The sequence below is a fragment of the Neorhizobium sp. LjRoot104 genome (genome assembly GCF_964253725.1).
Lineage (GTDB): Bacteria > Pseudomonadota > Alphaproteobacteria > Rhizobiales > Rhizobiaceae > Neorhizobium.
The window spans coordinates 1,125,708-1,148,047 of record NZ_CAXURS020000001.1 but is presented as its reverse complement, the minus strand read 5'-3'; the positions used below and the strand labels follow the sequence as shown (position 1 = coordinate 1,148,047).

21 protein-coding genes and 1 tRNA gene are annotated in these 22,340 nt (G+C 60.1%); 1 reads left to right on the top strand and 21 read right to left on the bottom strand.

Annotation, left to right across the window (positions count from 1 at the left end):
• Positions 1-33 precede the first annotated feature (33 nt).
• The 12 genes from rpsC to rpsL form a co-directional block, all read right to left on the bottom strand.
• Positions 34-774: a 30S ribosomal protein S3 gene (gene rpsC / locus ACSQ8R_RS05825; protein WP_007770147.1), complete on the bottom strand. Its 741-nt coding sequence runs from the start codon at positions 772-774 to the stop codon at positions 34-36.
• A complete protein-coding gene (gene rplV, locus ACSQ8R_RS05820; protein WP_007770149.1) occupies positions 774-1,163 on the bottom strand; it encodes a 50S ribosomal protein L22 in 390 nt (129 codons plus the stop codon). The genes rpsC and rplV overlap by 1 nt, the downstream gene beginning before the upstream one ends.
• A gap of 2 nt (positions 1,164-1,165) precedes the next feature.
• Positions 1,166-1,444 (bottom strand): 30S ribosomal protein S19, encoded by a 279-nt coding sequence (gene rpsS, locus ACSQ8R_RS05815; protein ID WP_007770151.1) that lies wholly within the window; start codon positions 1,442-1,444, stop codon positions 1,166-1,168.
• Positions 1,445-1,459: 15 nt separating this feature from the next.
• On the bottom strand, positions 1,460-2,296 hold the full coding sequence (rplB, locus tag ACSQ8R_RS05810; RefSeq protein ID WP_436252496.1) for a 50S ribosomal protein L2: 837 nt from the start codon (positions 2,294-2,296) through the stop codon (positions 1,460-1,462).
• Positions 2,297-2,307: 11 nt separating this feature from the next.
• Positions 2,308-2,601, bottom strand: coding sequence for a 50S ribosomal protein L23 (locus ACSQ8R_RS05805; protein WP_436252495.1), 294 nt, complete (start codon positions 2,599-2,601; stop codon positions 2,308-2,310).
• Entirely contained in the window at positions 2,598-3,218 is a 621-nt protein-coding gene (gene rplD / locus ACSQ8R_RS05800) for a 50S ribosomal protein L4 (protein ID WP_007761052.1), read from the bottom strand. The genes ACSQ8R_RS05805 and rplD overlap by 4 nt, the downstream gene beginning before the upstream one ends.
• A gap of 13 nt (positions 3,219-3,231) precedes the next feature.
• Positions 3,232-3,873, bottom strand: coding sequence for a 50S ribosomal protein L3 (gene rplC, locus ACSQ8R_RS05795; RefSeq protein ID WP_436252494.1), 642 nt, complete (start codon positions 3,871-3,873; stop codon positions 3,232-3,234).
• A 38-nt stretch (positions 3,874-3,911) separates the two neighbouring features.
• Positions 3,912-4,220 (bottom strand): 30S ribosomal protein S10, encoded by a 309-nt coding sequence (gene rpsJ, locus ACSQ8R_RS05790; RefSeq protein ID WP_003547547.1) that lies wholly within the window; start codon positions 4,218-4,220, stop codon positions 3,912-3,914.
• A gap of 263 nt (positions 4,221-4,483) precedes the next feature.
• Positions 4,484-5,659, bottom strand: coding sequence for an elongation factor Tu (tuf, locus tag ACSQ8R_RS05785; protein WP_037088622.1), 1,176 nt, complete (start codon positions 5,657-5,659; stop codon positions 4,484-4,486).
• A 67-nt stretch (positions 5,660-5,726) separates the two neighbouring features.
• Positions 5,727-7,826: an elongation factor G gene (fusA, locus tag ACSQ8R_RS05780; protein WP_436252493.1), complete on the bottom strand. Its 2,100-nt coding sequence runs from the start codon at positions 7,824-7,826 to the stop codon at positions 5,727-5,729.
• A 33-nt stretch (positions 7,827-7,859) separates the two neighbouring features.
• A complete protein-coding gene (gene rpsG / locus ACSQ8R_RS05775) occupies positions 7,860-8,330 on the bottom strand; it encodes a 30S ribosomal protein S7 (protein WP_113131341.1) in 471 nt (156 codons plus the stop codon).
• A 78-nt stretch (positions 8,331-8,408) separates the two neighbouring features.
• On the bottom strand, positions 8,409-8,780 hold the full coding sequence (gene rpsL / locus ACSQ8R_RS05770; RefSeq protein ID WP_003547537.1) for a 30S ribosomal protein S12: 372 nt from the start codon (positions 8,778-8,780) through the stop codon (positions 8,409-8,411).
• A gap of 484 nt (positions 8,781-9,264) precedes the next feature.
• Here rpsL and ACSQ8R_RS05765 point away from each other — a divergent pair, with 484 nt between their 5' ends.
• The gene (locus ACSQ8R_RS05765; RefSeq protein ID WP_046635345.1) at positions 9,265-9,558 is read left to right on the top strand and encodes a hypothetical protein; all 294 of its coding nucleotides are present in this window, start codon (positions 9,265-9,267) and stop codon (positions 9,556-9,558) included.
• 258 nt (positions 9,559-9,816) lie between these two features.
• Here the strand turns inward: ACSQ8R_RS05765 and rpoC are convergent, their stop codons facing one another.
• The 9 genes from rpoC to ACSQ8R_RS05720 form a co-directional block, all read right to left on the bottom strand.
• Positions 9,817-14,028: a DNA-directed RNA polymerase subunit beta' gene (gene rpoC / locus ACSQ8R_RS05760; RefSeq protein ID WP_436252492.1), complete on the bottom strand. Its 4,212-nt coding sequence runs from the start codon at positions 14,026-14,028 to the stop codon at positions 9,817-9,819.
• Between the two features lie 184 nt (positions 14,029-14,212).
• On the bottom strand, positions 14,213-18,349 hold the full coding sequence (gene rpoB / locus ACSQ8R_RS05755; RefSeq protein ID WP_436252491.1) for a DNA-directed RNA polymerase subunit beta: 4,137 nt from the start codon (positions 18,347-18,349) through the stop codon (positions 14,213-14,215).
• Positions 18,350-18,597: 248 nt separating this feature from the next.
• Complete coding sequence (gene rplL / locus ACSQ8R_RS05750) at positions 18,598-18,975, bottom strand: 50S ribosomal protein L7/L12 (protein ID WP_436252490.1); 378 nt, start codon at positions 18,973-18,975, stop codon at positions 18,598-18,600.
• Between the two features lie 60 nt (positions 18,976-19,035).
• Positions 19,036-19,557 (bottom strand): 50S ribosomal protein L10, encoded by a 522-nt coding sequence (rplJ, locus tag ACSQ8R_RS05745; protein WP_436252489.1) that lies wholly within the window; start codon positions 19,555-19,557, stop codon positions 19,036-19,038.
• Positions 19,558-19,897: 340 nt separating this feature from the next.
• Entirely contained in the window at positions 19,898-20,593 is a 696-nt protein-coding gene (gene rplA / locus ACSQ8R_RS05740; RefSeq protein ID WP_046635348.1) for a 50S ribosomal protein L1, read from the bottom strand.
• Position 20,594: 1 nt separating this feature from the next.
• Entirely contained in the window at positions 20,595-21,026 is a 432-nt protein-coding gene (gene rplK / locus ACSQ8R_RS05735; protein ID WP_046635350.1) for a 50S ribosomal protein L11, read from the bottom strand.
• A gap of 177 nt (positions 21,027-21,203) precedes the next feature.
• Positions 21,204-21,734 (bottom strand): transcription termination/antitermination protein NusG, encoded by a 531-nt coding sequence (gene nusG, locus ACSQ8R_RS05730; RefSeq protein ID WP_007770615.1) that lies wholly within the window; start codon positions 21,732-21,734, stop codon positions 21,204-21,206.
• A gap of 16 nt (positions 21,735-21,750) precedes the next feature.
• Positions 21,751-21,951, bottom strand: a complete 201-nt coding sequence (gene secE / locus ACSQ8R_RS05725; RefSeq protein ID WP_037088459.1) for a preprotein translocase subunit SecE — start codon at positions 21,949-21,951, stop codon at positions 21,751-21,753.
• A gap of 197 nt (positions 21,952-22,148) precedes the next feature.
• Positions 22,149-22,224: transfer RNA gene (locus tag ACSQ8R_RS05720), tRNA-Trp, on the bottom strand.
• Between the last annotated feature and the right edge of the window lie 116 nt (positions 22,225-22,340).

Here is a 22,340-nt window from a genome sequence, read left to right as displayed (position 1 = left end):
TACTTCTCCGAGCTTATCTTTCGCCAGCGTTGATCAAGCGTTTTCGCGGCGGCGATCACCACGGTCACCACGATCGCCGCGTTCGCGGCTTGCGGGACCCTGTGCATCGCCTTCCATGGCGCGACGTTCAGAAGCCATCGGATCGTGCTCAAGGATTTCGCCCTTGAAGATCCAGACCTTGATACCGCAGATGCCGAATGCGGTTTCGGCTTCAGCCGTACCGTAGTCGATGTCTGCACGCAGCGTATGAAGCGGAACGCGACCTTCGCGGTACCATTCGGTACGGGCGATTTCAGCACCGCCGAGACGGCCGGCGCAGGTGATCTTGATGCCTTCGGCGCCGAGACGCATGGCCGACTGAACGGCACGCTTCATCGCACGGCGGAAAGCCACGCGACGCTCGAGCTGCTGGGCGATCGACTGGGCGACGAGCGTCGAGTCGATTTCCGGCTTGCGCACTTCAACGATGTTGAGATGCGTTTCCGAATTGGTCATCGTCGCGATCTTCTTGCGAAGCTTCTCGATGTCCGCGCCCTTCTTGCCGATGATCAGACCCGGGCGAGCCGAGTGGATCGTGACGCGGCACTTCTTGTGCGGACGCTCGATGACCACCTTGGCGATGCCGGCCTGCTTCAGCTCCGACATCAGGTAGGCGCGGATCTTCAGGTCCTCATGGAGGAGCTGACCGTATTCCGCGTTGTCGGCGAACCAACGGCTGTCCCAGGTGCGGTTAATGCCGAGGCGAAAACCGATCGGATTGATTTTCTGACCCATTATGCGGCCTCCCCTTTTTCCTCGACTTCGCGAACGACGATCGTCAGATGCGAGAAAGGCTTCTCGATCCGCGATGCACGGCCGCGGCCACGAGCGTGGAAGCGCTTCATCACGATCGACTTGCCGACATAGGCTTCCGAAACGATCAACGCGTCGACGTCGAGGTCATGGTTGTTTTCGGCATTGGCGATTGCAGACTCGAGGGTCTTCTTCACCGTGCCGGCGATGCGCTTGCGCGAGAATTCGAGTTCTGCAAGCGCGCGTTCGACCTTCTTGCCGCGGATCATGGCGGCAACGAGGTTCAGCTTCTGGGGGCTGACGCGGAGCGTACGCGCAACTGCCTGCGCCTCGTTATCCTTCAGCCGGCGTTCGGTCTTAGCCTTCGCCATGATTACTTCCTCTTCGCCTTCTTGTCCGCGCCGTGACCGTAATAGGTACGGGTGGGAGCGAATTCACCGAACTTGTGTCCGACCATGTCTTCGTTGACGCTGACCGGAATGTGCTTGCTGCCGTTGTAGACGCCGAACGTCAAGCCAACGAACTGCGGCAGGATGGTGGACCGACGGGTCCACATCTTGATTACTTCACTCCGTCCGCCTTCGCGCACCTTCTCAGCCTTCTTGAGAAGATAGCCGTCAACAAACGGACCTTTCCATACTGAACGAGCCATTAGTGACTTCCTCTCTTACTTCTTGCGCTGATGGCGCGAACGCATGATGAACTTGTCCGTGGACTTGTTCGAACGTGTGCGCTTGCCCTTGGTCGGCTTGCCCCAGGGGCTGACCGGATGACGGCCACCCGAGGTACGACCTTCACCACCGCCGTGCGGATGATCGACCGGGTTCATGACGACGCCGCGGTTATGCGGACGCTTGCCACGCCAGACGGTACGACCGGCCTTGCCGTCGTTGATGTTGCCGTGATCCGGGTTGGAAACCGCACCGATCGAAGCCAGGCAGGAGCCCGGGACGAGGCGCTGTTCGCCGGAGTTGAGGCGCAGGATCGCCATGCCGGCATCGCGGCCGACGAGCTGAACGTAGGTGCCGGCGGAGCGAGCCATCTGGCCACCCTTGCCCGGCTTCATTTCGACGTTGTGAACGATCGAGCCGACCGGGATGTACTGCAGCGGCATGGTGTTGCCGGGCTTTACGTCGACGGCCTTTTCGGACGCGATCACCTTGTCGCCGGCAGCAAGACGCTGCGGAGCCAGGATGTAGGCCTGCTCACCGTCGGTATAGGTGATCAGTGCGATGAACGCCGTACGGTTCGGGTCGTATTCCAGACGCTCGACCGTGCCTTCGACGTCGAACTTGCGACGCTTGAAGTCGACCAGGCGATAGGTCCGCTTGTGACCGCCGCCGATAAAGCGGGCGGTGATGCGGCCGAAGTTGTTGCGGCCGCCGCTCTTGGAGAGACCCTCGGTGAGCTTCTTGACGGGCTTACCCTTCCAGAGGCCGGACCGGTCGACGATGACCAGCTGACGCTGGCTCGGGGTCGTCGGGTTGTAGCTTTTCAATGCCATTATCTTATACCTCAGAGACCGGTGGAGACGTCGATCGTCTGACCTTCGGCCAGGGTGACGACAGCCTTCTTGACGTCCTTCTGCTTGCCGACGAAGCCACGGAACCGCTTTACCTTGCCCTTGCGGACAAGCGTGTTGACGGCCGTGACCTTCACACCGAACAGCGCCTCTACGGCAGCCTTGATTTCCGGCTTGGAAGCAGTCTTGGCAACGTTGAAGACGACCTGGTTCTGTTCGGATACCAGCGTCGACTTTTCGGTGATCGAGGGAGATACGATCACATCATAGTGGCGAATGTCGGTCACTTGAAACGCTCCTCTAGAGCTTCCACCGCAGCCTTGGAAAGCACCAGCTTGCCGCGACGCAGGATGTCGTAAACATTGATGCCCTGAACCGGCAGAACATCGACGTTCGGGATGTTCTGGGCTGCGAGCTTGAAGTTGCTGTCGAGCTCAACGCCGCCGATGAACAACACGTTGGTGAGGCCGAGCGAAGCGAAGGAACCGGCGAGCGCCTTGGTCTTTGCTTCGGCGGCAACCAGGTTGTCGACGATGATGATGTCTTCAGCCTTCATCTTTGCAGAGAGGGCGTGACGGAGAGCCAGCGCGCGAACCTTCTTGGGAAGGTCATGCTCGTGGCTGCGGACGACCGGGCCGTGAGCCTTGCCGCCGCCGCGGAACTGCGGAGCGCGAGCCGAATGGTGACGAGCGCGGCCCGTACCCTTCTGCTTGTACATCTTGGCGCCGGTGCGGGAGACTTCAGCACGACCCTTGGTCTTGTGCGTGCCCTGCTGCTTCTTGGCGAGCTGCCAACGAACCATGCGGGCGAGAATGTCTTCGCGGGGATCGAGGCCGAAAATCTCGTCCGACAGGGCTACCTTGCCGGCGTCTTTTCCCTCGAGGGTCTTGACGTTATATTCCATGTGCTTGGCTCCCTTACTTCGCGGCCGACTTGATGGCATCGCGAACGACGATCCAAGCGCCCTTGGAGCCGGGAACGGCACCCTTGACGAGGATCAGGCCACGGTTCTCGTCGGTGGAAACGACTTCGAGGTTCTGGGTGGTGATGCGCGTCTGGCCCATGTGACCAGCCATGCGCTTGCCCTTCCAGACCTTGCCCGGATCCTGGTTGTTACCAGTCGAACCATGCGAACGGTGCGAAACGGACACACCGTGCGTGGCGCGAAGACCGCCGAAGTTATGGCGCTTCATGGCGCCGGCGAAACCCTTACCGATCGAAGTACCGGTGACGTCCACCAGCTGGCCGGCCTGGAAATGATCAGCCTTCAGCTCGGTGCCGACGTCGATCATGTTGTCTTCGGAAACGCGAAACTCGACGAGCTTCGCCTTCGGCTCGACTTCGGCGACGGCGAAATGGCCGCGCAGCGCCTTGGTCGTGTTCTTTACCTTGGCAGTGCCGGCACCCAGCTGAACGGCGGTATAGCCATTCTTCTCGACGGTGCGCTGAGCCACGACCTGGCAGTTTTCCAACCGCAATACGGTTACGGGGACATGCTCGCCTGCGTCATTGTAGACGCGCGTCATTCCCACCTTCTGTGCAATTACACCCGAACGCATCGGTTCAATCCTTCTCACTCAGCCCGAGACCTGAAGTCTCAGAGCTTGATCTCAACGTCAACACCGGCGGCGAGGTCGAGCTTCATCAGCGCGTCCACCGTCTGCGGTGTCGGGTCAACGATATCGAGAAGGCGCTTGTGGGTGCGCATCTCGAACTGCTCGCGGCTCTTCTTGTCGATGTGGGGGGACCGGTTAACCGTAAACTTCTCGATTCGGGTCGGAAGCGGAACGGGGCCCCGGACGCTTGCGCCGGTGCGCTTCGCCGTCGACACGATCTCGCGCGTCGAAGCGTCGAGAATGCGGTGATCGAACGCCTTCAGGCGAATGCGGATATTTTGGCCGTTCATTCGACGTTATCCTTGTTGTCTGTTATCCGCGTGCCAAACATATAGGGCACGGGTTGTTCTCTCTTACCTTAAGGCGGACCACCGGTTTCAAAGATCGAAGGGGACACCGAGAATACGGCATCCCTTTCCAGTCTTCGGGCCCTTGGCCCACCTTATCTGTTCATTCCTGCCTCGAAGCCGAAGCAGCGGGCAAATCACGCTCGCGCGCCATTTGCTACATTTTTGTGTCATACGCAAGCGGCCAAGGCCGCTTGCGTTAAAACTTACTCGATGATCGAGGCGACGATGCCGGCGCCGACGGTGCGGCCGCCTTCGCGGATCGCGAAGCGCAGCTTTTCTTCCATCGCGATCGGAACGATCAGCTCGACGGCAACCGTGACGTTATCGCCAGGCATAACCATTTCGGTGCCTTCCGGCAGCGATACGATGCCCGTCACGTCCGTCGTGCGGAAGTAGAACTGCGGACGGTAGTTGGTGAAGAACGGCGTATGACGGCCGCCTTCTTCCTTCGTCAGGATGTAGGCTTCGGCCATGAACTTCTTGTGCGGCTTGACCGAACCCGGCTTGCACAGGATCTGGCCACGCTCGACGCCGTCACGGTTCACGCCGCGGACGAGAGCACCGATGTTGTCGCCGGCCTGGCCCTGGTCGAGCAGCTTGCGGAACATTTCAACGCCGGTCACCGTCGTCTTCGAGGTCGGGCGGATGCCGACGATCTCGACTTCTTCGCCAACCTTGACAATGCCGCGCTCGACGCGGCCGGTCACGACCGTACCACGACCCGAGATCGAGAACACGTCTTCGATCGGCATCAGGAACGGCATGTTGATCGGACGCTCAGGCGTCGGGATGTAGGCGTCGACAGCGGCCATCAGCTCGCGGATCGAATCTTCGCCGATCTTCTTGTCCGAATCTTCCAGAGCGGCCAGCGCCGAACCCTTGATGATCGGAATGTCGTCGCCCGGGAAATCGTAGGACGACAGAAGTTCGCGAACTTCCAGCTCGACGAGCTCGAGAAGCTCGGCGTCGTCGACCTGATCGACCTTGTTCAAAAACACGACGATCGCCGGAACGCCGACCTGACGGGCGAGCAGGATGTGCTCGCGGGTCTGCGGCATCGGGCCGTCGGCAGCCGAGCAGACCAGGATCGCGCCGTCCATCTGGGCAGCACCGGTGATCATGTTCTTGACGTAGTCGGCGTGGCCGGGGCAGTCGACGTGGGCATAGTGGCGGGCCGGCGTCTCGTATTCGACGTGGGCCGTCGAAATGGTGATGCCGCGCGCCTTTTCTTCAGGAGCCGCGTCGATCTGGTCATAGGCCTTGTACTCGCCGAAGTACTTCGTGATCGCGGCCGTCAGCGACGTCTTGCCATGGTCAACGTGACCGATCGTGCCAATGTTGACGTGCGGCTTGTTGCGCTCAAACTTGCTCTTTGCCATTTCCGGCTTCTCCGTTCTTATCCCCGTCAGGGGTTATTCTCTAATTGATTGGGCGGGGTTACCCCGGTCACTTCTGACCGGAGTACTTAGCCTGGATTTCGTTTGCGACGTTGGTCGGAACCGGTGCGTAGTGATCGAAGGTCATCGAGTACTGCGCGCGGCCCTGGGACATGGAGCGCAGGTTATCGACGTACTTGAACATGTTCGCCAGCGGCACGTGGGCATTGATCACAACGGCGATGCCGCGCGACTCCTGGCCCTGGATCTGACCCCGGCGGGAGTTCAGGTCGCCGATGACGTCACCGACGTAATCTTCCGGAGTGACGACTTCGACCTTCATCATCGGCTCGAGGAGCTGAGCGCCGGCCTTCTTTGCTGCTTCACGGAAGCACGCACGGGAAGCGATTTCGAACGCCAGAACCGACGAGTCGACGTCGTGGAAGGCACCGTCAATGAGCGTCGCCTTGACGCCCAGCATCGGGAAGCCAGCCAGCGGGCCGGAAGACAGAACGCTTTCGATGCCCTTCTGGACACCCGGGATGTATTCCTTCGGAACAGCACCGCCGACGATCTTGGACTCGAACTTGAAGTCGTCGCCATCCGGGTTCGGTTCGAAGACGAGCTTGACGCGCGCGAACTGGCCGGTACCACCGGACTGCTTCTTGTGCGTGTAGTCTTCTTCGTGCTTCTTCGTGATGGTTTCGCGGTAGGCAACCTGCGGAGCACCGACGGTGGCTTCGACCTTGAACTCGCGACGCATGCGGTCGACGAGAATGTCGAGGTGAAGTTCGCCCATGCCGGCGATGATCGTCTGGCCGGACTCCTCGTCGGTCTTGACGCGGAAGGACGGGTCTTCGGCAGCCAGGCGGTTGAGCGCGAGGCCCATCTTTTCCTGGTCGCCCTTGGACTTCGGCTCGATGGCGATCTGGATGACCGGCTCGGGGAATTCCATGCGCTCGAGGATGACCGGCTTCAGCGGATCGCAGAGCGTATCGCCAGTGGTGGTTTCCTTGAGGCCTGCGAGAGCCACGATGTCGCCTGCGAAGGCTTCTTCGATGTCTTCACGGGAGTTCGAGTGCATCTGCAGCATACGGCCGACACGCTCGCGCTTTTCCTTGACCGTGTTCAACAGGGCCGCGCCCTTTTCGAGCTTGCCCGAATAGATGCGGCAGAAGGTCAGCGAACCGACGAAGGGGTCGTTCATGATCTTGAACGCGAGCATCGAGAGAGGCTCGTTGTCATCGGCATGACGGTCGATTTCGGCTTCGGTCTTGACGTCGATGCCCTTGATCGCCGGAATGTCCGCCGGGGACGGCAGGAATTCGACGACGGCGTCGAGCAGCGGCTGAACGCCCTTGTTCTTGAAGGCGGAGCCGCAGAACATCGGGAAGAACTTGACGTCGATGGTGCCGCGACGGATGAGCGCACGGATCTTATCGTTGTCCGGCATGATGCCGTTCAGATAGTTTTCCATGGCTTCTTCGTCGATGTCGACGACAGTCTCGATCATCTTTTCGCGGAATTCCTCGGCACGAGCCTTCAGGTCTTCCGGGATTTCGACGACGTCCCACATGGCGCCGAGGGATTCGTCGCGCCACACGAGAGCGTTCATCTCGATCAGATCGACGATGCCCTTGAACTCGGTTTCAGCACCGATCGGCAGCTGGCAGACAACCGCAGTCGCGCCGAGGCGCGTCTTGATCATCTCGACCGAGCGATAGAAATCAGCGCCGGTCTTGTCCATCTTGTTGCAGAAGATCAGGCGCGGGACGTTGTACTTGTCGGCCTGACGCCAGACGGTTTCCGTCTGCGGCTCAACGCCGGCATTGGCGTCGAGAAGAGCGACAGCACCGTCGAGCACGCGCAGCGAACGTTCGACTTCGATGGTGAAGTCGACGTGGCCGGGGGTGTCGATGATGTTGAAACGGCGCATCTTGCCGTCACGGCCCTTCCAGAAGGTCGTGGTCGCAGCAGACGTGATCGTGATGCCACGCTCCTGCTCCTGCTCCATCCAGTCCATCGTGGCTGCGCCGTCGTGAACTTCGCCGATCTTGTGCGACTTGCCGGTGTAATAAAGGATACGCTCGGTGGTCGTGGTCTTGCCGGCGTCGATATGCGCCATGATACCGAAATTGCGGTAGTCTTCGATTTTATATTCGCGAGCCATAGGACTGCCTTTCGAAATTCGATCGGGTGAAGATTACCAACGGTAATGCGAGAATGCGCGGTTGGCGTCGGCCATCTTGTGCGTGTCTTCACGCTTCTTGACGGCGCTGCCACGGTTGTTCGCAGCATCCATAAGTTCACCGGAAAGGCGATCGACCATGGTGGTCTCATTACGCTTGCGGGCAGCAGCGATCACCCAACGGATCGCTAGAGCCTGGCGACGCTCGGGACGGACATCGACCGGAACCTGGTAGGTAGCACCGCCGACGCGGCGCGAACGCACTTCGACGTGCGGAGCGACGTTGTCGAGCGCCTGATGGAAAACGGTGACCGGGTCCTGCTTGGACTTGCCCTGCACGGCGTCAAACGCACCATACACGATGGTCTCAGCCACGGACTTCTTGCCGTGGAGCATGATCGCATTCATGAACTTCGTGACGACCAGATCGCCGAACTTCGGGTCCGGATTGATCTCACGCTTCTCTGCACTATGGCGTCGGGACATACTTCTCGTCTCTCAATTGTTGCGGGCGCTTTACCACGCGGAGAACCTCGCGCAGCGCCGGATAATCAGAATTCCGAATTACTTCGGACGCTTAGCACCATACTTCGAACGGCGCTGCTTGCGGTTCTTGACGCCCTGGGTGTCGAGAACGCCGCGGATGATGTGGTAACGAACGCCCGGCAAGTCCTTGACGCGGCCGCCGCGGATCATCACGACGGAGTGTTCCTGCAGGTTGTGGCCCTCACCCGGGATGTAGCCGATGACTTCGAAGCCGTTGGTCAGGCGGATCTTGGCAACCTTACGCAGAGCCGAGTTCGGCTTCTTCGGGGTCGTCGTGTAAACGCGGGTGCAAACGCCGCGCTTCTGGGGGTTTTCCTGCAGAGCAGGAACCTTGTTACGCTTTACGTTCGCCTGGCGAGGCTTGCGGATCAGCTGGTTTACGGTAGGCATTCAACCATCCCTTACGTTTTTCTCAGTACCCTTTCGGGCCGATCTGATGCCGTTTCCGGCGGCGGCACACACATTTCCTCATGCGCAAAACGTGGCCCGATCCGCTTTTCGGATGGACCACAGAAAGCAGAGGACGCATTCCTCATGCGTCGTGCGTGCAGCATTCGTGTCTTCAACGTGCGTATGGAACCGTGTCTGAGGCGTACTCCGGAACGAGTCGTTCCGAACGGGCAAGCCTCACATCGCTTCCGATGCGGGGCGTGTACTGTTTTCCCCCCTGCGCGTCAAGACCAAATCCTAAATTATTGCCCCAAACCCCTGGTTTCGGGGGCAAACGGAGGGTTTCGAGACAAGGTTTCGTGAAATATGACATGCCCTCGCGGATAATGTTTGGGAATCATCGCCGATCACACTAAAGAGTGCGGGAACCTTCCGTTCCGCCTCGTCTTCGGACGATACCAGGGATTCGCTCGCGGAGATGACCATGATCGCCACACCCGACAATGACAACAACCTCGACGGGCCGATGGTCTTCATCATCATCGGCAAGGGCTATGAGACGAAGGGCGCCGAAGGCATCGAGCTGCATATCATGCTGCGCGCGCCCGACGACGATTCCGCCGTCCGCGAGGCCCTCAACGCCCTCTCGGAAGAAGGCTTCATCGAGGCCGACCTCGACCAGATCGGCGTCCTGACCGACGAACCCACCGAGGAACCGCATGCCTCCGCCTACCAGGGCGCGCTCGAAGGCGAAGTGGCGATCATCCGGTTCGAGTAGTCCCGATCTTCGAAGAGGCCTGGCTGCCCTCGCCTCTTCCCCATTTGCGGCTTGCATGAGTGCGGACGTGTCCGTTCCAGCCTATCTCTCCCTCCCCTCCCCTCGCCGATCGCGACGCTTGCGCGTTTCGCCAAAGCATGCACGAAGCCGCCGAACTGTTCCGGCGGCTTTTTTGATGTCCGCTCCCTCACCGCCCGGAAAGAAAAAACCGCCCGGATCGCTCCGGGCGGTTTTTGATTTCAATCGACGGCAACCGGATTATTCGGCGGCCGGAGCCTTTTCGCCGGCGAGGTCCTGAAGCATCGGGGTGGCGGACGATGCGCCCGAACCCTTCTTGCGTTCTTCCAGGATGAGCTCGTCGCGCGACGTGGCGATGCGGCGGATCTGGGTCATGGTGCCGCCGGTACCGGCCGGGATGAGACGGCCGACGATGACGTTTTCCTTCAGGCCCTGCAGCGTGTCGGTCTTGCCGGCGATCGCAGCTTCCGTCAGCACCTTGGTCGTCTCCTGGAAGGAAGCGGCCGAGATGAAGGACGGGGTCTGCAGCGACGCCTTGGTGATGCCGAGCAGAACCGGCTCGCCGTAAGCGGGCTTCTTGCCTTCTTCGGCAAGACGCTCGTTGGCTTCGTCCAGTTCGATCCGGTCGACATTGTCACCGACGATGTACTGGCTGTCGCCGGCATCGGTGATCTCGACCTTCTGCAGCATCTGACGGACAATCACCTCGATGTGCTTGTCGTTGATGACAACGCCCTGCAGGCGGTAGACTTCCTGGATTTCGTTGACGAGGTAGGAAGCGAGTGCTTCCACGCCCTTGATCGCCAGGATGTCGTGCGGCGCAGGATTACCGTCTAGGATGTAGTCGCCCTTTTCGATGTAGTCGCCTTCCTGAAGATGGAAGGGCTTGCCCTTCGGGATCAGGTATTCGACCGGTTCGACGCCATCTTCGGCAGGTTCGATCATGACGCGACGCTTGTTCTTGTAGTCGCGGCCGAGGCGGATCGTACCATCGATCTCAGCGATGATGGCGTGATCCTTCGGACGACGGGCCTCGAAGAGTTCGGCGACGCGCGGCAGACCACCGGTGATGTCCTTGGTCTTGGCGCTTTCCAGCGGTACACGGGCGAGAACGTCGCCCTGGCTGACCTTCTGACCCGGCTCGACCGACAGGATGGCGTCGACCGACAGGTTGAAGCGGGCTTCACCACCGCGGGACAGCTTCATGATGCTGCCCGAAGCGTCCTTGATGACGATCGCCGGCTTCAAGTCGATACCGCGCGGCGTCGAACGCCAGTCGATAACCTGACGCTTGGTGATGCCGGTGGATTCGTCGGTCGATTCCGAAACCGAGATCGAGTCGACCACGTCTTCGAACTGAACCGTACCTTCCACTTCCGTCATCATCGGGCGTGTGTAGGGATCCCACTCCGCCAGACGCTGACCACGACGAACCTTGTCGCCATCATCCACGAACAGCTTCGAACCGTAGGCGACGCGCTGCGAGGAACGCTCGACGCCGCGCTCATCGAGAATGGTGACCGCCATGTTGCGGCCCATCGCGACGAGAACGCCTTCGGAGTTCCGCAGCATGTTGCGGTTCTTGATCTGGATCGTGCCTTCGTACGACGCTTCGAGGAACGACTGGTCGACCACGTTTGCCGTACCGCCCAAGTGGAAGGTACGCATGGTGAGCTGGGTTCCCGGCTCGCCGATCGACTGCGCCGCGATGACGCCGACGGCTTCGCCCATGTTGACCGGCGTACCACGGGCCAGATCTCGGCCGTAGCAGACCGAGCAGACGCCCGTCTGGACTTCGCAGGTCAATGCCGAACGGATACGGATCGACTGGATACCAGCCTTTTCGATCTCGATGACATCCGGCTCGAGGATCATCTTGCCGGCATCGACGATGCGGGCACCCGTGACCGGGTGATCGATATCGTCCAGCGCGGTACGACCCAGAACACGAGCACCGATCGAAGCCACGACCTGGCCGGCGTCAACGATCGCCGTCATCGTGAGGCCGCTCTCGGTGCCGCAATCGACGAGGTTGACGATGCAGTCCTGCGCCACGTCGACGAGACGACGGGTCAGGTAACCGGAGTTCGCGGTCTTCAAGGCGGTGTCTGCGAGGCCCTTACGGGCGCCGTGGGTCGAGTTGAAGTACTCGTTAACGGTCAGGCCTTCCTTGAAGTTCGAGATGATCGGCGTCTCGATGATTTCGCCCGAGGGCTTGGCCATCAGGCCGCGCATGCCGCCCAGCTGGCGCATCTGGTTCGGAGAACCACGGGCACCCGAGTGCGACATCATATAGATGGCATTCATCTGCTTCTGGCGACCGGTTTCCGGATCGAACTCGACGGCCTTAATGCGGGCCATCATGTCTTCCGCGACCTTTTCGGTGGCCTTGCCCCAGGCGTCAACGACCTTGTTGTACTTTTCGCCCTGGGTGATCAGGCCGTCATTGTACTGCTGCTCGTATTCCTTGACCAGGGTTTCGGTGTCACCGACGATCTTCGCCTTGGTTTCCGGGATGATCATGTCGTCCTTGCCGAACGAAATGCCGGCGCGGCAGGCATGGGTGAAGCCGAGCTGCATGATGCGGTCGCAGAAGATCACCGTGTCCTTCTGACCGCAGTGACGGTAGACCGTGTCGATCATCTTGGAGATGTTCTTCTTGGTCATTTCCTGGTTGCAGGTCTCGAACGGCACGTTGACGTTCTTCGGCAGGAGTTCGCCGATGATCATGCGGCCGGGGGTCGTTTCATAGATCTTGGAAACCGGCTTGCCGTCGGCGTCCACGGTCTTGAAGCGACCGCGGATCTTGGCATGCAGGGTGACGACCTTGTTTTCCAGAGCGTGGTGCAACTCGCCCATGTCGGAGAAGGCCATGCCTTCGCCCGGCTCGTTCTGGTTCATGATCGCCAGATAGTAGAGGCCGAGAACCATGTCCTGCGACGGAACGATGATCGGTGCGCCGTTTGCCGGATGCAGGATGTTGTTCGTGGACATCATCAAGACGCGGGCTTCGAGCTGGGCTTCGAGCGACAGCGGCACGTGAACGGCCATCTGGTCGCCGTCGAAGTCGGCGTTGAAGGCCGTGCAGACGAGCGGATGCAGCTGGATCGCCTTGCCTTCGACCAGGATCGGTTCGAAGGCCTGGATGCCCAGGCGGTGCAGCGTCGGTGCGCGGTTCAGGAGAACCGGATGCTCGCGGATGACCTCGTCGAGGATATCCCAGACTTCCGGCTTTTCCTTTTCAACCAGCTTCTTGGCCTGCTTGACGGTCGAGGAGTAACCCTTGGCGTCGAGGCGGGCATAGATGAACGGCTTGAACAGTTCGAGCGCCATCTTCTTCGGCAGGCCGCACTGGTGCAGCTTCAGCTCCGGACCGGTCACGATGACCGAACGGCCGGAATAATCGACGCGCTTGCCGAGCAGGTTCTGGCGGAAGCGGCCCTGCTTGCCCTTGAGCATGTCGGACAGCGACTTCAGCGGACGCTTGTTGGCGCCGGTGATGACGCGGCCACGGCGGCCGTTGTCGAACAGCGCGTCCACAGATTCCTGCAGCATGCGCTTTTCGTTGCGGATGATGATGCCCGGAGCGCGCAGTTCGATCAGGCGCTTCAGACGGTTGTTACGGTTGATGACGCGACGATAGAGATCGTTGAGGTCGGAGGTCGCAAAGCGGCCGCCATCCAGCGGAACCAGCGGGCGCAGGTCCGGCGGGATCACGGGCACGACCTTCATGATCATCCATTCCGGGCGGTTGCCGGATTCCATGAAGTTCTCGACGATCTTCAGGCGCTTCATCAGCTTCTTCTGCTTCAGATCCGACGTGGTGTCGGCCAGTTCCGAACGCAGGTCGCCGGCGATCTTTTCGAGATTCATCGAGGCCAGCATCTCATAGATGGCCTCGGCGCCGATCATCGCCGTGAACTGATCTTCGCCGAACTCGTCGACGGCGATCATGTATTCTTCTTCGGAAAGAAGCTGGTTTTCCTTGAGCGAGGTGAGGCCCGGCTCAGTGACGATGTAGTTCTCGAAATAGAGGACGCGCTCGACATCCTTCAGCGTCATGTCGAGAAGGGTCGAGATGCGCGACGGAAGCGACTTCAGGAACCAGATATGGGCAACGGGAGCAGCGAGCTCGATATGGCCCATGCGCTCACGGCGAACGCGCGACAGCGTGACTTCGACGCCGCACTTTTCGCAGATGATGCCCTTGTACTTCATGCGCTTGTACTTGCCGCACAAGCACTCGTAGTCCTTGATCGGCCCGAAGATGCGGGCGCAGAAAAGGCCGTCGCGCTCAGGCTTGAAGGTACGGTAGTTGATGGTCTCCGGCTTTTTGATCTCGCCGTAGGACCAGGAGAGAATCTTCTCCGGAGACGCGATCGAGATACGGATCGAGTCGAAGTGCTGTGCAGGCACCTGCGGATTGAAAAGATTCATGACCTCTTGGTTCATGCCTATCTCCTTTAGGGGCGGAAGCCCTCGGCTTGCGATCGGAGCAGTCCAAATTCCCGGGATGGACCATCCGATGCTTTAAAACGGTATTAGCCGCGAAATGCGGCGAAAGTTTCCCTATCCTGCCGGCGGGTACCGACGGAGGGAGCAGCGCGCGCCTTCAATGGCGCGCGCCTTGTTATGATCATTCGGCTGCGTCGGGCAGCTGGCCGGCGTTCGCTTCGTCGATCTTCGAGTTCTCGAGTTCGACGGACAGGCCGAGAGAGCGCATTTCCTTGACGAGAACGTTGAAGCTCTCCGGAATGCCTGCCTCGAACGTGTCGTCGCCGCGCACGATCGCTTCGTAGACCTTGGTACGGCCGGCCACGTCGTCCGACTTCACGGTCAGCATTTCCTGCAGCGTGTAGGCGGCGCCGTAGGCTTCGAGCGCCCAGACTTCCATTTCGCCGAAGCGCTGGCCGCCGAACTGCGCCTTGCCGCCGAGCGGCTGCTGGGTGACCAGCGAGTACGGACCAATCGAACGCGCGTGGATCTTGTCGTCCACGAGGTGGTTCAGCTTGATCATGTACATGTAGCCGACAGTCACCTTGCGGTCGAACTGTTCGCCGGTACGACCGTCGTAGAGGACGGACTGGCCGGACGGATGCAGGCCTGCCTTGGTCAGCATCGCGGCGACGTCCGGCTCATGCGCACCGTCGAAGACCGGCGTTGCGATCGACAGACCACGCTTGGACTGCTCGGCCAGACGAACGAGGGACTCGTCGTCGAAGCTGGCAACTTCGGCGTTTGCCTCGCTCTGATAGGCTTCGGTCAGCTCTTTCTTCAGGTCCGTGATGTCGTTCGACTTGCGGTACTCTTCGAGCATAGCCCCGATGCGCTTGCCCATACCGGCGCAAGCCCATGCAAGGTGGGTCTCGAGGATCTGGCCGACGTTCATGCGCGAAGGCACGCCGAGCGGGTTCAGAACGATATCGACATGCGTGCCGTCCTCGAGGAACGGCATGTCCTCGACCGGTACGATGCGCGACACCACGCCCTTGTTGCCGTGACGGCCGGCCATCTTGTCGCCCGGCTGGATCTTGCGCTTCACAGCGACGAAGACCTTGACCATCTTCATGACGCCCGGAGGCATTTCGTCGCCGCGCTGGACCTTCTCGACCTTGTCCATGAAGCGCTGTTCAAGGCGCGACTTGGATTCGTCGTACTGGCCGCGGAGCGCTTCGATCTCGCCCTGCACCTTTTCGTCCTCGACTGCGAACATCCACCACTGCGAGCGGGGGTATTCGGAGACGACGGCGTTGGAAAGCTCGACGCCCTTCTTGAAGCCCTTCGGACCGGCAACCGACATCTGGCCGCGCAGCATGTCCATCAGCCGGCCGTAGACGTTACGGTCGAGGATGGCCTGTTCGTCGTCGCGGTCCTTGGCGAGGCGTTCGATTTCCTCACGCTCGATCGCCATGGCGCGTTCGTCCTTCTCCACGCCGTGGCGGTTGAAGACGCGAACTTCGACGATCGTGCCGAAGGTGCCCGGAGGCATGCGCATGGAGGTGTCGCGAACGTCGGACGCCTTTTCACCGAAGATGGCGCGCAGAAGCTTTTCTTCCGGCGTCATCGGGCTTTCGCCCTTCGGGGTGATCTTGCCGACGAGGATGTCGCCCGGCTGGACTTCGGCGCCGATGTAGACGATGCCGGCTTCGTCGAGGTTCTTCAGCGCTTCTTCCGAAACGTTCGGAATGTCGCGGGTGATTTCTTCCGGACCAAGCTTGGTGTCGCGCGCCATCACTTCGAATTCCTCGATGTGGATGGAGGTGAACACGTCGTCGGCAACGATACGCTCGGAGAGCAGGATCGAGTCTTCGTAGTTGTAGCCGTTCCAGGGCATGAACGCGACGAGCGCGTTGCGGCCGAGCGCCAGGTCACCGAGGTCCGTGGACGGGCCGTCGGCGATGATGTCGCCCTTGTTCAGGATGTCACCGACGGACACCAGCGGACGCTGGTTGACGCAGGTGTTCTGGTTCGAACGCTGGAACTTCATCAGGCGGTAGATATCGACGCCCGACTTCGACGGATCGAGGTCTTCGGTGGCGCGGATAACGATACGGGTCGCATCGACCTGGTCGACCACGCCGCCACGGCGGGCAGCAATCGCGGCGCCGGAGTCACGGGCGACGACCGGTTCCATGCCGGTGCCGACGAACGGAGCTTCAGCCCGTACCAGCGGCACGGCCTGACGCTGCATGTTCGAGCCCATGAGGGCGCGGTTGGCGTCGTCGTTTTCCAGGAACGGGATCAGAGCGGCCGCAACCGAGACAAGCTGCTTCGGCGAGACGTCCATCAGGTTGATGGTGTCGCGCGGGGACAGCATGACTTCGCCGGCGTGACGGCAGACAACGAACTCCTCGACGAAGGCACCTTCCGGCGTCAGCTCGGAATTCGCCTGCGCGACGTAGTACTTCGCCTCTTCCATGGCGGAGAGGTAAAGCACTTCCTTCGTCACGACGCCATCGACGATCTTGCGGTACGGGCTTTCGATGAAGCCGTACTTGTTGACGCGGGCGAAGGTCGCAAGCGAGTTGATCAGACCGATGTTCGGGCCTTCCGGCGTTTCGATCGGGCAGATACGGCCGTAATGGGTCGGGTGAACGTCGCGGACTTCGAAGCCGGCGCGCTCACGGGTCAGACCACCCGGGCCAAGTGCCGAAAGACGGCGCTTGTGGGTGATTTCCGACAGCGGGTTCACCTGGTCCATGAACTGCGACAGCTGCGAGGAGCCGAAGAATTCGCGAACCGCGGCAGCAGCCGGCTTCGCGTTGATCAGATCCTGCGGCATGACGGTGTCGATCTCGATCGACGACATGCGTTCCTTGATGGCGCGTTCCATGCGGAGCAGGCCGAGGCGATACTGATTTTCCATCAGTTCGCCGACAGAACGGACGCGGCGGTTGCCGAGGTTGTCGATGTCGTCGATCTCGCCCTTGCCGTCGCGCAGTTCGACCAGCATCTTGACCACGGCCAGGATGTCGTCCTTGCGGAGCGTGCGGACGGTGTCGGCGACCTCGAGATCGAGACGCATGTTCATCTTGACGCGGCCGACGGCGGAGAGGTCGTAACGCTCCGCATCGAAGAACAGCGAGTTGAACATGGCTTCGGCCGATTCCATGGTCGGCGGTTCACCCGGACGCATGACGCGGTAGATGTCGAACAGAGCGTCCTGACGGTTCTCGTTCTTGTCGGCGGAAAGCGTATTGCGGATATAGGCGCCGACATTGATATGGTCGATGCCGAGAACCGGAATCTCGTCGAAACCTGCATTGAGGATGATCGGCAGGGTCTTTTCGTCGATCTCGTCGCCGGCTTCCAGATAGATCTCACCGGTCTGGAAGTTGACGATATCTTCGGCCAGATAGTTGCCGTAGAGGTCGTCATTGGTCGCCTTCAGCGCCTTCAGGCCCTTGTCCGTCAGCTGACGGAGAAGGCGCGGCGTGAGCTTCTTGCCGGATTCGACAACCACTTCGCCGGTATCGGCGTCGACCATGTCGGAAAGGGTCTTTGCACCCTTCAGGGTTTCCGGCTGGAACGGAATCCGCCAGCCATCGCCGTCGCGCTGATAGGACGACTTCGTATAGAAGGTCGACAGGATTTCTTCGCCGTCCATGCCGAGCGCCATCAGCAGCGAGGTCACGGGGATCTTGCGGCGGCGGTCGATACGGGCGTAGACGATATCCTTGGCGTCGAACTCGATGTCGAGCCAGGAACCGCGATACGGAATGACGCGGGCTGCGAAGAGCAGCTTGCCGGAAGAGTGGCTCTTGCCCTTGTCGTGGTCGAAGAAGACGCCCGGCGAACGGTGCATCTGGGAGACGATCACGCGCTCGGTGCCGTTCACGATGAACGTACCGTTGTCGGTCATGAGCGGCATGTCGCCCATGTAGACCGACTGTTCCTTGATGTCCTTGATCGACTTCGCGCCCGTATCCTCGTCGATATCGAACACGATGAGGCGCAGCGTCACCTTCAGCGGCGCTGCATAGGTCAGATCGCGCTGACGGCATTCTTCCACGTCGAACTTCGGCAGTTCGAATTCGTAGGACACGAATTCGAGCATGGAGGCGCCGGAAAAATCGGTGATCGGAAAGACCGACCGGAAGACAGCGTTCAGACCTTCGTCCGGACGACCGCCCTTCGGTTCATCGACCATCAGGAACTGGTCGTAGGATGCCTTCTGAACCTCAATGAGGTTCGGCATTTCCGTGACTTCGGGGATTTTTCCAAAAAACTTGCGTACGCGCCTGCGACCATTAAAGGAAAGGGTCTGAGCCATCGTCGCTCCTTCAAACTTGCATCCGGGCCTGCAACGGACGGGGTTCGCTGGCCAGTCGATCCCGTCGATCATGGGTATTCTCAATCTCGTCCCACCTCTCGAACACGCCAGGCCGGATTGCCTTTTCGGTTCGATTCGGGACCATCCTCTTGAGAACCCATTACCCAGGAACCGTTTTGGACGGTTCCTGGGTAATATGTTCGGAGGAAACCGGCGGGAGAGGAGACCTCTCCCGCCGCATTCCGATATTACTTAACGTCGACCTTGGCGCCGGCGTCCTCAAGCTTCTTCTTGAGGTCAGCGGCTTCAGCCTTGTTGACGCCTTCCTTGACAGCCTTCGGAGCGGCTTCAACGAGATCCTTGGCTTCCTTGAGGCCCAGGCCGGTGATGGCGCGGACTTCCTTGATGACGTTGATCTTGTTGACGCCGGCATCAGCGAGGATGACGTCGAATTCGGTCTTTTCTTCTTCAACAACGGCAGCAGCAGCGCCACCGCCGGCAGCAGCAACAGCTACCGGAGCAGCTGCAGATACGCCCCACTTCTCTTCGAGCAGCTTGGAAAGCTCAGCAGCTTCCAGAACGGTCAGAGCAGAGAGGTCTTCAACGATCTTTGCGAGATCAGCCATGTTATTAGTTCCTTATATTCGGTTCGAACTTGATTTGGGTATGAACAGCGAAAAACCGCCTTAAGCGGCTTCCTCGTCCTTCTTGGCGTAGGCCGCGAACACGCGGGCAAGCTGGCTTGCCGGTGCTGCAACAACCGTAGCAACGCGGGTGGCCGGGGCATTCAAGAGGCCCAGCAGCTTGCCGCGAAGCTCGTCCAGCGAAGGCAGGGTCGCAAGCGACTTGACCGCATCCGCAGAGAGCGTGGTTGCACCCATGGAACCACCCAGAACAATGATCTTGTCATTGGTCTTGGCGAAATCCATGACGACCTTCGGAGCCGTTACCGGGTCTTCGCTGAATGCGATCAGCGTCTGACCCTTGAAGAGATTGGACATCCCTTCCGACTCCGTACCCTGAAGAGCGATCTTGGCCAGACGGTTCTTCGCGACTTTGACGGTGCCGCCAGCAGCGCGCATCTTCGAACGAAAATCGTTCATCTGCGCAACTGTGACACCAGCATAGTGGGCCACGACAACCGAACCAGAAGCCTTGAAGACTTCGTTCAGCTCCGTGACAAATTCGCGCTTTTCCGCTCTTTCCACTGTCTGTCTCCAGTTGACGGGACCGCAATCCTGCAGGCCCCATCGGGTTGCCTTTGCCTCAAGGGATCCCTTGTTTAGGACCCCAAGCGACGCTTGAGGATCCTGTCCCCTCGCTCTGTCGCCGCATGGCTCCAGGCACAAGGCACACTAGGCTCGAACCGAACTTACGAGGCGCATGGCACCTCAAAATCTCGGGTCTTACCCGTCTCATGCAGGCAAAAGTGATTAAGGCATAACCACCTGCAATCTCGGACAGGAATTCCGGATTTCTCCGGAAACTCCCGGCCCCGAAGGACCGGGAATTCATGCAGTCCGGAACCCGAAGGCTCCGGACAAAACTTTAGATCGTCACCGTCGACGGATCGATCTTGACGCCCGGACCCATGGTCGAGGAGATCGCTACCCGCTTGAGGTAGTTACCCTTGGCGCCGGCCGGCTTGGCCTTGATGACGGCGTCAGCGAAGGCCTTGATGTTCTCTTCGAGAGCCTTGGCTTCGAAGGATGCCTTGCCGATGCCGGCGTGGATGATGCCAGCCTTTTCGACGCGGAACTCGACAGCACCGCCCTTGGAAGCCTTCACGGCGCCCGCGACGTCCATGGTGACGGTTCCGACCTTCGGGTTCGGCATCATGCCGCGCGGGCCGAGTACCTTACCGAGACGACCGACGAGCGGCATCATGTCTGGAGTGGCGATGCAGCGATCGAAGTCGATCTTGCCGCCCTGGACGATTTCGACTAGGTCTTCGGCGCCGACGATGTCCGCTCCGGCTGCCTTGGCTTCGTCAGCCTTGGCGCCACGTGCGAAAACGGCAACACGAACGTCACGGCCGGTGCCGTTCGGCAGGTTGACCACGCCGCGGACCATCTGGTCTGCGTGACGCGGATCGACGCCGAGGTTCATGGCGATTTCGACGGTTTCGTCGAACTTGGCGACTGCACGTTCCTTGACCATCGAGATGGCGTCGGTGAGCGCTACGAGCTTGGTCGGATCCACGCCTTCGCGGATCTTCTGAATACGCTTTGCAAGCTTTGCCATGTTAAGCCACCACTTCCAGGCCCATGGCGCGGGCAGAGCCCTCGATCATGGCCATTGCGCCTTCGAGATCGGCCGCGTTCAGATCCTTCATCTTCGCCTGGGCGATGGTCTGGATCTGAGCCTTGGTCAGGGTGCCAGCCTTGGCGCCCTTGCCCGGGGTCTTGGAACCCGAGGTGATCTTCGCTTCCTTCTTCAGCCAGTAGCTGACAGGAGGCTGCTTCATCGCGAAGGTGAAGGACTTGTCCTGGAAATAGGTGATGACGACCGGGATCGGCATGCCCTTTTCCATTTCCTGCGTGGCGGCGTTGAATGCCTTGCAGAATTCCATGATGTTGATGCCGCGCTGACCAAGTGCAGGACCGATCGGCGGGGACGGATTGGCCGACCCTGCCTTTACCTGCAACTTGAGCTGGCCCATAACTTTCTTAGCCATTACTCTCTGCCTTTCGTTAGAGACCGGTTTCCCGATCCGACATGCCGGCCTTCGCCGGCGGCTGCGGTTGCGTGGTTCGGCCAAAGTGCCCGGCTAAGGCACCGAACCTCCCACGCGCTTGCGGCAAACGCCGCACGATGCCCGCTGAACAAACAGCAGGCCCCATTTCGAAACTCATCAGACCTTTTCGACCTGAGCGTATTCCAGCTCGACCGGGGTCGCACGGCCGAAGATCGAGACCTCGACCTTGAGGCGCGAACGCTCCTCGTCGACGTCCTGAACGGTGCCGTTGAAGGACGCGAACGGACCGTCCGATACGCGAACCTGCTCGCCGATCTCGAAAGTGATCGATGACTTCGGCCGCTCGACGCCTTCCTGGACCTGACCGAGGATGCGCTCGGCCTCGAAGTCCGGGATCGGAACCGGCTTGTTGTCGGAGCCGAGAAAGCCGGTGACCTTCGGCGTGTTCTTGATCAGGTGATAGGCTTCGTCGGTCAGGTTTGCCCGGACCATGACGTAACCCGGGAAGAACTTGCGCTCGGAATCGACCTTGCGGCCGCGACGCACCTCGACGACCTTCTCGGTCGGAACCAGGATCTTCTCGAACAAATGCTCAAGCCCCTTCTGGCGAGCCTTGTTCTCGATGTCCTCAGCCACCTTCTTCTCAAAATTGGAATATGCGTGGACGATGTACCAACGCGCCGCCATCTTTATTCTCCAGAAATCAAACGCTGACGTTCAGTACGAGACGGAGCAACCATCCCATGAGCTGGTCTGCAGCGAAGAAAAACAGCGCAGCGAACACAACCATTACCAGAACCATGGCCGTGGAAATCATGGTCTCGCGACGCGAGGGCCAATGGATTTTCGACGCTTCGGATCGCACCTGGCGCAGAAACGTAACTGGATTGGTCTTGGATGCCATTGATTGCCCACGCAATTACGGCGCGTAAAGCTGAACTTGCTCAGCCCCACGCACCGCGTGTCTGTTTTGACCTACATAAACACCCCTTCCCCTTTACACAAGAGGGAAAACAGTGTTCGATGAAATTTCGCCGTTTTGCACGGCAGCCATTTCCCGACAATTCCGCTGCGGATAATTTCGCGCCAATCATCTGAAAATGGCAGGGGCGGCCGGGCTTGAACCGACGACCTGCGGTTTTGGAGACCGCCGCTCTACCAACTGAGCTACACCCCTTCAACCCTGGCGGAACCGAAACCGGAAACTCCGGCTCGCCGCCAACTGGCTAGGCGCTCCCTTTAAGGGGATGCGCCGCGCTTTGCAAGAGCATTTTTGATATCCGGACAGTTCTA

Excerpts from the sequence above, each read along its gene's own strand:
- rpsC (WP_007770147.1), bottom strand. The coding sequence starts at position 774 with ATGGGTCAGAAAATCAATCCGATCGGTTTTCGCCTCGGCATTAACCGC.
- rplV (WP_007770149.1), bottom strand. The coding sequence starts at position 1,163 with ATGGCGAAGGCTAAGACCGAACGCCGGCTGAAGGATAACGAGGCGCAG.
- rpsS (WP_007770151.1), bottom strand. The coding sequence starts at position 1,444 with ATGGCTCGTTCAGTATGGAAAGGTCCGTTTGTTGACGGCTATCTTCTC.
- rplB (WP_436252496.1), bottom strand. The coding sequence starts at position 2,296 with ATGGCATTGAAAAGCTACAACCCGACGACCCCGAGCCAGCGTCAGCTG.
- rplD (WP_007761052.1), bottom strand. The coding sequence starts at position 3,218 with ATGGAATATAACGTCAAGACCCTCGAGGGAAAAGACGCCGGCAAGGTA.
- rplC (WP_436252494.1), bottom strand. The coding sequence starts at position 3,873 with ATGCGTTCGGGTGTAATTGCACAGAAGGTGGGAATGACGCGCGTCTAC.
- rpsJ (WP_003547547.1), bottom strand. The coding sequence starts at position 4,220 with ATGAACGGCCAAAATATCCGCATTCGCCTGAAGGCGTTCGATCACCGC.
- tuf (WP_037088622.1), bottom strand. The coding sequence starts at position 5,659 with ATGGCAAAGAGCAAGTTTGAGCGCAACAAGCCGCACGTCAACATTGGC.
- fusA (WP_436252493.1), bottom strand. The coding sequence starts at position 7,826 with ATGGCTCGCGAATATAAAATCGAAGACTACCGCAATTTCGGTATCATG.
- rpsG (WP_113131341.1), bottom strand. The coding sequence starts at position 8,330 with ATGTCCCGACGCCATAGTGCAGAGAAGCGTGAGATCAATCCGGACCCG.
- rpsL (WP_003547537.1), bottom strand. The coding sequence starts at position 8,780 with ATGCCTACCGTAAACCAGCTGATCCGCAAGCCTCGCCAGGCGAACGTA.
- ACSQ8R_RS05765 (WP_046635345.1), top strand. The coding sequence starts at position 9,265 with ATGATCGCCACACCCGACAATGACAACAACCTCGACGGGCCGATGGTC.
- rpoC (WP_436252492.1), bottom strand. The coding sequence starts at position 14,028 with ATGAACCAAGAGGTCATGAATCTTTTCAATCCGCAGGTGCCTGCACAG.
- rpoB (WP_436252491.1), bottom strand. The coding sequence starts at position 18,349 with ATGGCTCAGACCCTTTCCTTTAATGGTCGCAGGCGCGTACGCAAGTTT.
- rplL (WP_436252490.1), bottom strand. The coding sequence starts at position 18,975 with ATGGCTGATCTCGCAAAGATCGTTGAAGACCTCTCTGCTCTGACCGTT.
- rplA (WP_046635348.1), bottom strand. The coding sequence starts at position 20,593 with ATGGCAAAGCTTGCAAAGCGTATTCAGAAGATCCGCGAAGGCGTGGAT.
- rplK (WP_046635350.1), bottom strand. The coding sequence starts at position 21,026 with ATGGCTAAGAAAGTTATGGGCCAGCTCAAGTTGCAGGTAAAGGCAGGG.
- nusG (WP_007770615.1), bottom strand. The coding sequence starts at position 21,734 with ATGGCGGCGCGTTGGTACATCGTCCACGCATATTCCAATTTTGAGAAG.
- secE (WP_037088459.1), bottom strand. The coding sequence starts at position 21,951 with ATGGCATCCAAGACCAATCCAGTTACGTTTCTGCGCCAGGTGCGATCC.